Origin of the sequence: Nonomuraea cypriaca, assembly GCF_015645445.1 — a bacterium.
Lineage (GTDB): Bacteria > Actinomycetota > Actinomycetes > Streptosporangiales > Streptosporangiaceae > Nonomuraea > Nonomuraea cypriaca.
In genome coordinates this window covers 1-12,888 of record NZ_JADOGI010000098.1, presented here as the reverse complement: position 1 = coordinate 12,888, position 12,888 = coordinate 1, and the positions used below count along the sequence as shown (strand labels likewise).

The window sequence follows — 12,888 nt, the reverse complement described above, 5'->3', positions numbered from 1 at the left end:
GAGGGTGCTAACACTGGCGTAACAGCAGCGGGAGCCCTCTCCTGTTACGCCGGCGTTATCGGGGTTTCGGCAGCCTGGTAAGGCTGAGCGGGTGTGAGGGGAGACAGCGATGCGGGTGTTGGTCGTGGAGGACCAGGCGGACCTGGTGGAGATCCTGCTCGACGGGCTGCGCGCCGAGGGGATGGCGGTCGACGGCGCACTGGGCGGGGCCGATGCCCTGGAGCAACTCGCCGTCAACCGCTACGACGTCGTGGTGCTCGACCGCGACCTGCCTGACGTGCACGGCGACGAGGTGTGCAAGGAACTGGTCGCGAACGGGGCCGTGCCGCGGGTGCTGATGCTCACCGCGGCCGGCACGCTCGACGACCGGGTGGCAGGGCTGAGTCTTGGCGCCGACGACTACCTGGCCAAGCCGTTCGCCTTCGCCGAGTTGGTGGCCAGGATCCGCGCACTGGCGCGGCGCGCCAACCCGGCGATCCCGCCGGTGCTCGTCCACGGAGACCTCACCGTGGACACCGCCCGCCGCGTGGCCACGCGTGCCACGCGGCGCCTGGACCTCACAGCCAAGGAATTCGGCGTCCTTTCTGTGCTGCTCGGCGCCCGCGGCGCAGTGGTCACCAGCGAGGACCTGCTCGAACGCGTCTGGGACGCCCACACCGACCCGTTCACCAACACGGTCAGAGTCACGGTCATGCGGCTGCGCCGCAAACTCGGCGAGCCCGCCGTCATCGACACCGTCCCCGGCGCCGGATACCGGATCGGCCGGCCATGACGGTACGGCTCGCGCTTCGCCGCCCGCCGGCCACCATCCGGCTGCGGCTCACCGCCCTCTACGGCGGGCTGTTCCTCGCAGTCGGACTGCTGCTGCTCGCCATCACCTACGGGTTGTTCGCCCGGGCGCTCCAGGCCATGGGTATGCGCTTCCCCCGCCAGTCGGCCTCTTCCTTCTCGCCCCGCGCGGACGTCTTCGGCGGATCGCTACGGGACCGGATCGCCGAAGCGCTGGCCGAGCAGCGCGCCGACGCGCTCAGTCAGCTCCTCATCCAGTCCGCGCTCGCCCTGGCGATCGTGTCACTGATCGCGCTGGCGCTCGGCTGGGTCGTGGCCGGCCGGGTGCTACGCCCGCTGCGCGACATCACCGCCACCGCCCGGCGGCTGTCCACTCACAACCTGGACGAGCGGATCAACCTGCGCGGTCCCCGCGACGAGCTCAAGGAACTCGCCGACACCTTCGACGCCATGCTCGGTCGGCTCGCCGCCGCGTTCGAGGCGCAGCGCCGCTTCGTCGCCAACGCCTCCCACGAGCTGCGGACCCCGCTCACCGTGCAGCGCGCCGCCGTGGACGTGGCCCTCGCCACCCCGTCGCTGGAGTCGTTGCGGACCATGGCCGAACGGGTACACGCCGCGACCCAGCGGCACGAGCATCTCATCGCCAGCCTGCTCACACTCGCCCGTAGCGAGCGGGGCGTCGAGCACTATGTCGACGTCGATTTCGCCGCCGCCGTACGAACCGTTCTCACCGCCGTGGCCGGCGACGTCGAGCTCCAGCGCCTGCGGCTCACCCAGCGGCTCGCCCCCGCTCGCGTGCTCGGCGACCCGACCCTGCTCGAACGGTTGGCCGCCAACCTGATCGAGAATGCCGTACGGCACAACACGCCGGGCGGCTGGATCGAGGTGGAGACCAGGGCCGGGCAGACCGAGGTGGCGCTGCGGGTGGCCAACAGCGGCACCGTGCTCAGCCCGACCATGGTCACGGCGCTGTTCGAGCCGTTCCGGAGGCGCACGCCCGACCGGGTCGGGGGCGGCGCCAGCCAGGGACACGGGCTCGGACTCTCCATCGTTGCCGCGATCACCACCGCGCACCGAGGCCGTTACGTCGTACGCGCCCTGCCGGAGGGCGGGCTCGACATCACGGTGACCTTGCTGACTCGCCCAGAATCTGCTGGTAGGCGGGGGTGGTCCGAGATCACGGGAGACGGTAGCCCCGGCTCGGGTGCGGGGTCGGGCTCATCGGCGAGCGAGAGAAGGGTCTTGCGGGCGATACGCAGGTGATCACGCGATCGGCGCGAGCGCTGGTGGCGTACGACGTCGGGCCGGCTGAACTGGTCACCGTCGGACTTCCCTGACGATCCCGTGGCCGAGGCCGCCGAATCTCTGGTTCTGGAACGGCAGGCCGCCCTGGCCCGGCAGTGGTTCGCTGAGCGCGAAGGCTGTCCCGAGCCGTGGAGGCGCGCGGCGTTCACCTCCGACCACTGGGCCTGGCTGTCCGTCGACGACCACGGCGACCGCTCGGGGGATCGGCATGAAAGGGATCATACGATTCGGTGCAAACGGAGTCGGATGAGTTGCCGTGATTACAGGAAGGAACCTTTGACATGACCGCGAACGCCTGTACTTTCTGCAGGATCATCGCAGGAGACGAACCTGCGCAGATGATCCATGAAGACGATCACACGATTGCTTTTCTCAATATCGCTCAGGTCACCGAAGGCCATAGCCTGATCGTGCCGAGAGAGCATCATAGAGACTTGGCAGAGATTTCGCCCGATGGGGCGGCGCAGGTCATGCGCACGGCCGTCCATGTATCTCGCCAACTGACCCGGGCTCTGCATGCGCCTGGCATCAACCTCTGGCACGCGAGCGGCGAAACCGCATGGCAGAGCGTCTTCCATTTCCACATCCACGTGGTCCCCCGCTACACACTCACTGATCTCACGCCACCTTGGACCGAGGCCGAGGTCCCCGTCGAGTCTCTTGCGGGCTTGGCGGCGGAGATTCGCGGTCAGGCTTGAGCACGTCAAGCCCCGCTCATGGGCGCTTGAGGTAACCCATGAGCATGTCCGCCAACTCCTTTGGCCTGCTGAGGGCGACGCAGTGGCTGCCGGAGATTTCGTCAGGCACAATGCCCAGCCGTTCTCTCGCCAGCCTGCGGAAGAAATCGGCTGGGAAGAAGCGGTCGTCCTTGCACAGGATGAACTTCGTGGGCACGTCCGGCCAGGCTTCCAGTGGCCAAGGCTCGTTCCCGGCCCGGGAGGATTCATCGCGCCCCCGGCGTAGGGCCTCCTCGGCGAGTTCGCGCGGAACATCATGGTAGAAGCTCTCGAAGGGGTCGTTGATGCCGGACATGCCCGCCTCGCGTCTGGCTTCTACGCACCCGGTGCTCTCCCACCAATCGTCCGGCCGCTCGCCAGGGGCCGGGATCATCCCCGCCAGCAGGACCAGCACGTCCACCGGGAGCCCGATCGGCCACGAGGGGTGCGGTGAAGGCGCCGTACGAGTGGCCGACGACCACGACGTCCCGCCGGTCGCCGACGGTCGTGACGATGGCATCGGCGTAATCGTCCAGTCCTGCGGAAACGTCGTCTGATGGCAGGTCGGGGGCGACCGTGTCATGTCCCCGTGAGCGCAGTTCGGCTTCGAGCAGATGCCAGGCCCAGCCGCTGTCGCCGCCGCCGTGAATCAGTACGAAGGTCGCCATTCCTCATGGATACATGGCGCGACCGACAGATTATGCAAGATCAACGCCGTTTCCGGTACGCGCCGAGGTCAGCCGGCGTCGGGGACGTAGCTCAGGTTGAGTACGCCGGTCTGGAAGGTTTCGGACTTGACCAGCTTCAGCGGGTGGGTCGGGGTGTCCTCGAACAGCCGCCGGCCATGGCCGACCGCGATCGGGTGGACGAGCAGGTTCAACTGGTCGAGCAGTCCGTTGGCCAGCAGCCACCGTACGGTCGTCGCGGAGCCGGACATCTGGATGTCGCCGTCGGCCTGCTCCTTGAGCTCGCGCAGCTTCGCCGCGACGTCGCCGGAGATGATGGTGGTGTTGCTCCAGTCCGCCTTCTTCAAGCTGTTGGACATGACATACTTGCGCGCGTTGTTGAGGGACATGGCGGCATCCGGGTCATTGTCCGTCGTCGTCCAGTACGCGGACCACTCGTCGTACAGCTTGCGGCCCATCAGGAACCCCGCCGCGCTCCCCATGCCCGCCTCGACCACGGCGCCCATCTCATCGCTCCAGTATGGGAAGTGCCACTTGTCCGGCGACTCGACCACGCCGTCCACGGAGATGAAGAAGCTCGAAATGATCTTAGCCATCGCTCTGTTCCTTAGTCCTTGAGGGTGACGAATGGAGACTAGGCGGGAGCGGGCGCTCAGGTCTTGTACAGAAGCGACAGCGGCTCCGACGGTTGCGGATCGCTCAACTGCGTGGCGGTGCGCCCGACATAGCGGGTGAGGGACCGTGCCAGGTGTGGTTGGTCGAAGTATTCGAGCCGGTGGACCACGTCGTGGGCCGGCACACCCTCCTGGATCAGGACCGCCGCCTGCCTGGCGCGATCGATCTGCCGGATGGCGCCGCGGGTGAGCCCGGTCGCCGCCACGAGGCGCCGCTGGATGGTCCGTTCGGACACGTCGGGCGACGTGCCACGAAGCACCGCGGCCACGAGCGGGTCGCTGACCAGAACCTCCTCGCGCGCCATCCGCCGTACGAACGCCTCGGCATCGTCGTAGCCGGGAAGATCCCAGTAGCCACCCTTCAGCCAGAACGATCTCCGCGTCGCGTCGGGGATCTCCGCGTTCGCGTTGACGAGCCGGTTGACCGGAAGATGTGGCATCGAAGTGCCGTGTGCGAAGGTGATCCCGAAGAACGTGGCCTCTTCGGGAACGGGAGCCGGAGTCGCCCTCGTCTCCGGCCCTTGAACAGCCACGCTGATCTGTCCGCGCTGCTCCCAGAAGACCAGGTCCCAATGCGAGGCCGCGACCGACATCATCTGGCTGACGTCATCGCTGCTGCTCCGCCACACCCGCTGGATGTACGGCGAATCCGACGTTCGACTCTCGACCTTCAAGCCCATCCGAGGTCATTCTCCCGGCTCCATCGCCCTTGTCGGCGTCCTGCTGCGGGATGCGCGGGATCATCCACCGCGCCCAGTGACATTAGCACCCCCAACGGGACAGCTCCTGGGGCGACCGCACGCAGCGGCCGGCGCGGAAACGCCGGGGAAACGCGGTGCCGCGTTGGATCGGACTCCGGTCACATCCGGTTGTGAAGGAGGTCGACGCACCATGGCTCAGCATCAACCGCGTCCCGCGCCGGGATGGTCGCGCAGGTCCGTGCTCGGACTGCTGGGGGCCGCCCCCTTCGTGGCGGCGGGCGCGCCGGGTTTCGCCCGTGCCGCGTCCCCGCCCACCGGCGAGCTCGAAGCCTGGATCATGGAGGTCATGGGCAGGCCGGAGTTCGCCGGTGGGCGCTGGGGGATGCAGATCTACGCCACGGACACGGGCCGGCCGGTCTACTCGTTGAACGCCTCCGAGCTCTTCACCCCCGGCTCGTCGTTCAAGGTCTTCCCCGCGGGCACCGCTTTCGACTCGCTCGGCGCCGCTCATCGTTTCCGCACGCGGGTCTACCGGACCGGGCCGCTGGTCAAGGGGGTGCTGAAGGGTGATCTGGTGCTGGTCGCGGGCGGTGACCTGCTGCTGTCCGGGCGGGTACGCCGGGACGGCTCGCTGGAGCTCCCCGAGCCGGACCATTCCTATGACCGGAACGAGGGAGCGGGACCCCTGCCGGGTGACCCCCTGGTGGAGGTGCGCAAGCTCGCCCGCCAGGTCGCCCGCCGTGGGGTGCGGCGCGTCGAGGGCCGGGTCCTCGTGGACACCTCACTGTTCCGCGAGGGCAAGGAGAGCCTGGCCAACGGCATGCGGAACGTGACGATGTCGCCCATCATGGTCAACGACAATCTCGTCGACATCACGGTGAAGCCGGGTGGCGCCGCCGGGGAACCGGCCGTGCTGGAGGTCTCGCCGGAGACCCCGTACATCCGCGTCGTCAACGGCGTCACCACGATCGCGGCGGCCGCTTCCGACGTGCGGCCGCTCACGTTCACCGACCCGGTGGACGCCCCGGACGGGACGCACAGGGTGACGATCAGCGGGGACGTGCCGCTGGGTGTTCAGAACCTGTTCCGTGCCTACTACGTTCCGGCGCCCGCCCGGTTCGCCGGGATGCTGTTCACCGAGGCGCTGCGGGACGAGGGAGTGCGGGCCGAGGCCGGCCTGACGGCGACTCCGGACTTCGCGGCGCTGTCCGCGCACTACACGCACCAGAACGAGCTGGCCGAGCACGTGTCGCCGCCGCTGCCGGAGGAGCTGAAGGTGCCGGTGACGCCGCGTTGATCAACAAGGGCTGGCCGGCTTCGTGGAACTGCCGGACGGTCGCGTGCTGACGTTCGGAACGTTCGTACGCCTGCGGCAGTCATCGCCCGAGGGCAGAACCGAACTGGCCGAGGCGGCGGGCCAGGCGCTGGGTGAGATCGCGGCGGCCGCCTACGAGAGCTTGTCCTCCCGCTGACCCAGGAGGTCATCGTCCTCCGCCATTGTCCGACATACCCTATATAGGTATATTCGAGGAGGGATGGCTGATGTCTGGGGAGGTGCGCGGTGAAGGTCGAGGGGTTTGTCGCGGAGGGATACGACGCGGTCCGTGAGGTCTTCCAGAAGCTGGTGGACGAGGGGCGGGAGACGGGTGCGGGCGTGTCGGTCTGGCGGGACGGCCGCGAGGTCGTCCAATTGAGCGCGGGGTGGGCCGATGCCGCGCGGACCCGCCCGTGGCAGCCGGACACGCTGGTCATGCCCTACTCCCTGTCCAAGGCGTTCGCGACCCTCGCCGCGCTGGTGGCGGTGCGCGACGGAGCGCTGCCGCTGGACGAGCCGATCGCCGGACACTGGCCCGCGTACGGGGTCAAGGGCAAGGAGTCGACCACGTTGCGCCAAGTGCTCACGCACCGGGCGGGTCAGCCGCGCTTCCCGGCCGAGGCCGCCGGCCTGGATTTGCTGGATGATGCCGGGCTGCGCGAGAGCCTGGTACGAGCGGCGCCGGAGTACGTTCCAGGAATGTCGCTCGGAGAACATGCGCTGACCTACGGGCACTTGATCGACGGCATTCTGCGCGCGACCGCGGGCACCACGCTGGGCGAGGTGTTCAACGACGTGGTGCGGCCCGCGCTGGATCTGGACGCGTGGTTCGGGGTGCCGGATGACGCGCTCGGCCGGGTCGCCGACCTGGAGTACGCCGATCCGGACTGGCCGCGCCTGCTCCATGCGGCGCCATGGCTTCAGATTCCCGACGGAGTCCTGGACGTCGAGCGGACGAACTCCAGTGCCTGGCGTCAGGCCGTCTTCGGCGCAGTCAACCTGCACACGAGCGCGAGCGCCATGGCGGCGTTCTTCTCCCACCTGACCAGCGAGGACGGCCCGGTGCGTGTGCTGCTCGGCTCGCGGCTGCACGCCGACCTGCTGGCCTCTCAGGTCACGGACTTCGACGAGGTCTTCGGCACCAGGATCACCTGGACGCTGGGCTTCGTCCGCGACCGGGGGAAGATCGCGAAGGGCGGGATCGGCGGGTCCGCCGCATGGTGGTCGCTCAAGCATCACCATGGCTGCGCGTACTTGACGCGACGACTGGACGACCACTCCCGCGCCGCGGAGATCGCCGCTGCGCTGGGCGACGACTTGACCGTGGTGGGCGAGGACTGAGCCGTCGCCGCGGCCGATATCCCATGGCGTCAGCCCGTTGGAGGCCGGTTCTTACTTGGGGGCTCGCGGGAGGACCATTCTGGCCGGGTTCACCAGGAGGAGGCCCGCGATGCCGATCAGGGGGACAGGGTGAGTTGCCAGAGGCCGGCGCCGTCCCGGCCGAGGGAGCCCACCAGGCGGGCGAACAGGAGCCCGGAGAAGGCGGCGGCCACGTAATAGGTGAGGATGAACAGGCCGGCGCCGCCGTTGAGCATGTACGACGCGCACAGGACCGCGAATCCGATCGCGATGGAGGTTTTGGTCAACGAGCTCGCTTGGGAGGTACCGCCTTGGGGGCGTTCGGCGGTGGAACGCTCGAGGAGTTCCTGGGTGGCGGCGGTGTGCACGCCCCATTCCTCCAGCAGGCAGGCCAGCTCGACGACAGACTCGGCTTCGAGGCCGCCGTCACGCAACGCCGTGTGGACACGACCTCTCAAGTCATTGAAGACCTGCTCGTTGGCATGCACGCCACAGTGTCGCCCGCCGCACGAAGCCCCGGCAACCAGGTTGTGGCGTTGCCAGGCCACAGGTCGGGAACGCACAGGAAACCACGCATATGATCGGCCGGTGAGCGACAGCGTCATCCTGCGTGCGCCTGCGACGTCGGCCGCGCCCGCGCTCGTGCTGCGCCCCTGGGGGATGGAGGACGTCGCCGCGCTGGCCGGGCTGTTCCGGGATCCCGCGCTGCGCCGCTGGACGAGTTCCGCCGTGCGGGACGAGGCCGACGCGGTGCGGTGGGTACGGGCCCAGGAGCGGGGATGGGCGGCGGGCGACCGGTACGCCTTCGCGGTCCTCGAAGCGCGGCCCGATCCGGCCCACGGGCCGTTGGCCGGCCATGTGGTCCTCAAGGCCCCCGGCAATCCGTCGGCCGAGGTGGGCTACTGGACCGCAGCGCACGCCCGCGGCCGGGGTGTGGCGCCCCGCGCTCTCGAGGCCCTCACCGGTTGGGCCTTCGACACTCTCGAGGCCGACGAGCTGGAGCTCCTGCACCAGGTGGACAACCTGGCCTCGTGCCGGGTGGCGCAGAAGAGCCGGTACGAACTCGCCGGGATTCTCCCCGCGGCGCCGCCCTCCTTCCCGCTCGAAGGCCATGAGCACATCAGGCGCAGGGACGTTGCGAGTGGGGCCTGAGCCTTCGTGTATGTGGCGAAGGCTCAGGATCGGAGTCGCTAGTTGATCGTTCTGCGTCGGGGGTGGCCGGCGCTTCGCAGCATCTCGGACCGGATGGATCTGAAGTGCTCGTTCATGTTCTGCCGAAGTCCCGCCAACTCGTCCCCGAGCGCTGCGATGTCTTGTCGCATCTCGGTACGGATGTCGGCGATGTCGTCCTTGACCTGGGTTATGCCGATGGTGATGTCGTCACCGGTACGCGCGCCCGCTTCGAGCGCCCGTACACGCATCATCAACTCGAGGATCTGTGCCTCTATGTTCACGCATTCCTACCTTTGGTCCAGCTAGGAGGGATCTCGCGCCTGTGACGTGGCGGATCTCCCACTGTGTGAGCACACGGTGGCAGATTGTCGGCGTCCGTGGCAGTCGTTGCCCGTGCCGGGAGTGCTTCTTTCTACCCTGGCGGCCAGGTTGTTTCTCCCACGGGGGATGATCGGCAGCCCTGATCCTGTGTGATCCTGGGCGAATGGGAGTGACGTGGGATGAGGCGTTCGCTGACCGGTACGAGGAATGGTCGGCTCACATGGCGGCCGACATCACGTTCTACGTCGGCCTCGCACGTGAGGCGGACGGGCCGCTGGTCGAGCTCGCGATCGGGAACGGGCGGGTCGCGATCCCGGTCGCGCGGGTGGCCGGGCGACGCGTCATCGGCCTTGACCTCTCGCCGGCGATGCTCGAACGAGCCCGCACCCTCGCCGCCCAGGAGCAGGTCGAGCTCGACCTTCGCGAGGGCGACATGCGCGAGCTCACGCTGGAGGAGCCGGCGGCGTTGATCTACTGCCCCTTCCGGTCACTGCAGCACCTGCCGACCTGGGCCGACCGCCGCCGCACTTTCGAGCGCGTCGCCGCCTCGCTCCGGCCAGGAGGGCGATTCGCCTGGAACGCCCTCGCCTTCGACCACCACATCGCCGCACGGCTCGACGGCGCGTACGAGCGCGAGCCCGTACCGCACACCACCCGGTTCGCCGTGGGAGACAACCGCATCGACATCGTCCTCGACGACGGCGCCACGAGCTCTTTCTGGTGGGCGACCAAGAACGAGTGGCTCGGGCTGATCGACGTCGCCGGTCTCGAACTGGAAGAGCTTTACGGTGGATTCGCCCGGGAGCCCTTCACCGAGGACAGCCGCGAATACGTGTTCGTCGCCCGGCGTCCGCTCGGCTCTTGACTCTCATCCAGCCCGAGACCCCACGCTGGTGGGGTGAGCAGCGACAAACTGTTGAGCATCGGCGCTTTCGCCTTCGTCAGTGGCCTGTCGATTTCCGCGTTGCGGCATTATGACGAGGTCGGGTTGCTCAAACCCGCATTCGTGGATCCCGCCACGGGCTATCGCCGCTACGGATCCGAGCAGGCCGGGCGAGCCCGGCTGATCGGCGCCCTGCGCGGAATCGACCTGCCCATCGACGCCATTCGTGAAGTCGTCGACCAAGAGACGGCCCTGCGTCACGTACTGGCCCGGCATCAGGAGCGGTTGCTCGAACGTGCTCACGCCCTGTCCCAGATGGCCTGCAGAGCAGGCCAGTACATCGAACACGGAGTTCCCATGTCTGTCGTCAGCGGTCCCCGCATCGTCCAGGTGACGATTCACGTACGAAACCGCCAGGAGGCGATCGACTTCTATGCGAAGGCGTTCGATGCGACGTTCAACGCCGAGATCTCGTCATTCCAGTTCGGGGCCTGGCCCGGCGACGACTTCTTCCTGGTGACCATCGCCGCTCCAGAAGCGGACGGGGGGCCGTCACGCTTCGGCCTGCTGGTGGGGGACGTCGACGCGGCCCATCAACGCGCGCTCGCCGCTGGAGCGACCGAGCTCCACCCGCCCACGGACACCGCCTGGAAGCCCCGATCCTCATGCGTGATCGACCCCAGCGCCAACAGGATCGACCTCTACCAGGGCTGAGTGCGCGGCCATCGCGGGGCCTCCGTCGAAAGAGCCACGTTTCACCTTCGACGGAGAGCGGGGCGATGGCCGCACACAAGAGTGTGACGCCTGTCCGTGGCTGAATGAAGACATACCGTCACCGGTGGCTCCGACTTTATGATGATCTATCCGTACGCCCGGGGAGGCATGACGTGACCGAGGAGCCGCTCACCGGCGGGAACAACGCGCGGGAAGTCGTGCGGATCGGCGACACCGTGCGCCGCGCGCGCGACGCCGGCGCCGCCCGCGGCCGCCGTCGCCTGGGCGAGCGCCGATCGCGACCTCGTCCACCGCCACGAGGCGCTGCTCCTGTCCGCGCTGTCAGCCCGCCCGCGTGGCGGTGAAGTCGGTCAGTAGCTTGAAGAAGGTGTCCCCGCGGACGATCTCGAAGGGCTCGGTGAGGAGCCCGCCGAGTTCGGCGATGTCGGCCGGCGTCCAGTTCCAGGCATTGACCGCGCCCGCGATGAACAGCGGCCCGGCGCCGTCCCAGCCCTCGATCCGCTTCAGCAGCGTGTCGCGATACTCCTGGGCCCCACCCTGCGGTGAGAAGTTGCCGATCACGGGGATGCCGGGATCGATCAGCAGGTCGCCGGTCTCCCAGGACTGGATGATGCCGCGCAGCGGGGTGTTCTTCCGGTACGACGCCACGATCCGCTCGTCGAAGGCCACCCAGCCGTCGCCCTCCTCGTTACGGTGGTTGTAGGCGTACACCAGATCCATGCCGGTACGCCGCAGGAACCGGCCGGTGAGCTCGGTGTACGCGTCCAGCGCCGCCGCCGGCCAGGAGCCTGGGTAGGTGTAGCCGGCGCCAGAGGGGCCCGCCACCAGCAGGTCGTTCGCCGTGGCCGTGCGCTGGTAGTAGGCCAGCAGCGCGGGCCCGATGTCGGCGAGCAGCGGGCTGATCGTCCAGTTCGTGGGCACGGCGCCGCGTTCCCGGTCGTCCCAGAGCTGCCTCATCCTGCGCTGGCAGTACTGGACGTTGTCGCCCTCGCCGACGGTGAGTGTCAGGTAGACCCGGTCGCGCAGGGTGGCCGGGGGCCGCGGGCGTACCCGGTCGGAGATCTTGGCGGGCACGCCGGCGTGGACCGTGGCGTTCATGTAGTAGTCAGCTGGCACCACCTCGACGGCGTGCTGCGAGGCGCGGTCGACGCCGCCCCACTCGCCCGCCACGTCGTTGGAGAACCAGCCGGCGTACGGGGTGGTGGCCTCGACCTGGGAGAGGATCTCGTCGAGCAACTCGCCCGTCGGGCCGGTGGGAGGCAGCCAGAAGACCATGGCGCGCATCGCCACCGCGTAGTCCCTGAAGTACGGGAACGGCTCCACCCGGGTGGGCGCGGTGGCGGTGGCGGTGACGAGGTACTGGTTCCACAGGTCCACCTCGACGAGCAACTCCGTGGTGCCGGCGGGCGCGGTGAAGCGGTAGATGAAGTAGCCGCCGCCGTCGGAGAAGCGGTTGGCGTCCCCGCCGAGCGCCGAGTTGAGGCCGTCGAAGAGGTACGCGGCCTCGGCGTCCGTACCCGGTGTGAACGCGGCGATCTCGGCGCCGTCGGCCTTCACCTTGACCGAGCCGACCGAGGCGCCCCAGCCGTCGTCGGTGAGCGAGTCCTGGAAGCGCAGGTAGACGCCTTCCTCGCCGGACAGCTCCTGGCTCAGGTCGAACGTGCGTACCGCACGGTTGGCGGAGTCGCGGACCCGCTCGGTCTCGCGCGCGACCTCACGCCACCGCACGCCCTCCACGCTCACCGTCCTGGTCGGCGGGAGGCCGGTGAGCAGCGCCCGGGTGCAGCGCGGGAACAGGTTGGCGAGCTGCCAGCGGTACGTGCCCAGAACGTCCTCGGCGCCGAACCTGCCGCGCAGATCGGCGATCGTCCTGAGGCGGTGGGCGGCGGCCTGCTCGGCGGTGGCGGCGACCGCGTTCTCCAGGCCGGCGAGGGTGGTGGCGACGTTCACCGAGTCCGGCACGTCCGGGTCGTGCAGGATCGCGCCGCGGACCTCGTCGCGGTAGCGGGCGATCAGGTCGAGGGGGCGTTCGTGGCGGGTGACGGCCGCGCCGGTGCCGGATAACCAGGGGACGTCGTAGTTCTCGGCGTTGTAGTTGAAGTACAGGCGTGGGCGGCGGCGGTTGACGACTCCTTGGAGGGTGGTCAGGAGCAACTGGTCGTTTCCGTGGAGTGTGCTGATGTCGGCGAAGTCGAGCCGGGTGGGGCGGCCGAAGTTGGGGAGGAGGGGTG

Annotated in this window: 15 protein-coding genes and 1 pseudogene; 9 read left to right on the top strand and 7 right to left on the bottom strand. The window is 68.7% G+C overall.

Annotation, left to right across the window (positions count from 1 at the left end):
* Positions 1–109 precede the first annotated feature (109 nt).
* The gene (locus ITP53_RS28850; protein ID WP_195898603.1) at positions 110–772 is read left to right on the top strand and encodes a response regulator transcription factor; all 663 of its coding nucleotides are present in this window, start codon (positions 110–112) and stop codon (positions 770–772) included.
* The gene (locus ITP53_RS28845; protein WP_195898602.1) at positions 769–2,052 is read left to right on the top strand and encodes a sensor histidine kinase; all 1,284 of its coding nucleotides are present in this window, start codon (positions 769–771) and stop codon (positions 2,050–2,052) included. The genes ITP53_RS28850 and ITP53_RS28845 overlap by 4 nt, the downstream gene beginning before the upstream one ends.
* A gap of 54 nt (positions 2,053–2,106) precedes the next feature.
* Here the strand turns inward: ITP53_RS28845 and ITP53_RS28840 are convergent, their stop codons facing one another.
* Complete coding sequence (locus ITP53_RS28840) at positions 2,107–2,304, bottom strand: hypothetical protein (protein WP_195898601.1); 198 nt, start codon at positions 2,302–2,304, stop codon at positions 2,107–2,109.
* A 71-nt stretch (positions 2,305–2,375) separates the two neighbouring features.
* On the opposite strand from ITP53_RS28840, the gene ITP53_RS28835 reads away from it, so the two are divergent.
* Positions 2,376–2,792 (top strand): HIT family protein, encoded by a 417-nt coding sequence (locus ITP53_RS28835; protein WP_195898600.1) that lies wholly within the window; start codon positions 2,376–2,378, stop codon positions 2,790–2,792.
* 16 nt (positions 2,793–2,808) lie between these two features.
* Here the strand turns inward: ITP53_RS28835 and ITP53_RS28830 are convergent.
* The 3 genes and pseudogenes from ITP53_RS28830 to ITP53_RS28820 form a co-directional block, all read right to left on the bottom strand.
* Positions 2,809–3,478 (bottom strand): annotated as a pseudogene (locus tag ITP53_RS28830) (alpha/beta hydrolase).
* 68 nt (positions 3,479–3,546) lie between these two features.
* Positions 3,547–4,092: a dihydrofolate reductase family protein gene (locus ITP53_RS28825; RefSeq protein ID WP_195898599.1), complete on the bottom strand. Its 546-nt coding sequence runs from the start codon at positions 4,090–4,092 to the stop codon at positions 3,547–3,549.
* Between the two features lie 56 nt (positions 4,093–4,148).
* Positions 4,149–4,850 carry a helix-turn-helix transcriptional regulator gene (locus ITP53_RS28820; protein WP_195898598.1) on the bottom strand — a complete coding sequence of 234 codons (702 nt, stop codon included), beginning with the start codon at positions 4,848–4,850 and terminating at the stop codon, positions 4,149–4,151.
* A 211-nt stretch (positions 4,851–5,061) separates the two neighbouring features.
* On the opposite strand from ITP53_RS28820, the gene ITP53_RS28815 reads away from it, so the two are divergent.
* The 3 genes from ITP53_RS28815 to ITP53_RS28805 all read left to right on the top strand — a co-directional run bounded on the left by ITP53_RS28815 (position 5,062) and on the right by ITP53_RS28805 (position 7,527).
* Positions 5,062–6,168 (top strand): D-alanyl-D-alanine carboxypeptidase, encoded by a 1,107-nt coding sequence (locus ITP53_RS28815; RefSeq protein WP_195898597.1) that lies wholly within the window; start codon positions 5,062–5,064, stop codon positions 6,166–6,168.
* A gap of 22 nt (positions 6,169–6,190) precedes the next feature.
* The gene (locus ITP53_RS28810; protein WP_195898596.1) at positions 6,191–6,343 is read left to right on the top strand and encodes a hypothetical protein; all 153 of its coding nucleotides are present in this window, start codon (positions 6,191–6,193) and stop codon (positions 6,341–6,343) included.
* Between the two features lie 89 nt (positions 6,344–6,432).
* The gene (locus ITP53_RS28805) at positions 6,433–7,527 is read left to right on the top strand and encodes a serine hydrolase domain-containing protein (RefSeq protein WP_195898595.1); all 1,095 of its coding nucleotides are present in this window, start codon (positions 6,433–6,435) and stop codon (positions 7,525–7,527) included.
* Between the two features lie 116 nt (positions 7,528–7,643).
* Here the strand turns inward: ITP53_RS28805 and ITP53_RS56235 are convergent, their stop codons facing one another.
* Positions 7,644–8,003 carry a hypothetical protein gene (locus ITP53_RS56235; RefSeq protein ID WP_207756545.1) on the bottom strand — a complete coding sequence of 120 codons (360 nt, stop codon included), beginning with the start codon at positions 8,001–8,003 and terminating at the stop codon, positions 7,644–7,646.
* A 130-nt stretch (positions 8,004–8,133) separates the two neighbouring features.
* Between ITP53_RS56235 and ITP53_RS56230 the strand changes: the two genes are divergently transcribed.
* The gene (locus ITP53_RS56230; protein ID WP_207756544.1) at positions 8,134–8,697 is read left to right on the top strand and encodes a GNAT family N-acetyltransferase; all 564 of its coding nucleotides are present in this window, start codon (positions 8,134–8,136) and stop codon (positions 8,695–8,697) included.
* A gap of 38 nt (positions 8,698–8,735) precedes the next feature.
* Here ITP53_RS56230 and ITP53_RS28795 read toward each other — a convergent pair whose 3' ends face one another.
* A complete protein-coding gene (locus tag ITP53_RS28795) occupies positions 8,736–8,999 on the bottom strand; it encodes a hypothetical protein (RefSeq protein ID WP_195898593.1) in 264 nt (87 codons plus the stop codon).
* Positions 9,000–9,202: 203 nt separating this feature from the next.
* Here ITP53_RS28795 and ITP53_RS28790 point away from each other — a divergent pair, with 203 nt between their 5' ends.
* Together ITP53_RS28790 and ITP53_RS28785 are read left to right on the top strand one after the other, a co-directional pair.
* The gene (locus ITP53_RS28790) at positions 9,203–9,904 is read left to right on the top strand and encodes a class I SAM-dependent methyltransferase (RefSeq protein ID WP_207756543.1); all 702 of its coding nucleotides are present in this window, start codon (positions 9,203–9,205) and stop codon (positions 9,902–9,904) included.
* Positions 9,905–9,937: 33 nt separating this feature from the next.
* A complete protein-coding gene (locus ITP53_RS28785; RefSeq protein WP_195898592.1) occupies positions 9,938–10,636 on the top strand; it encodes a MerR family transcriptional regulator in 699 nt (232 codons plus the stop codon).
* Positions 10,637–10,978: 342 nt separating this feature from the next.
* Here the strand turns inward: ITP53_RS28785 and ITP53_RS28780 are convergent.
* Positions 10,979–12,888 (bottom strand): GxGYxYP domain-containing protein (locus tag ITP53_RS28780; protein WP_195898591.1); only part of this gene is annotated, 1,910 nt, incomplete at its 5' end.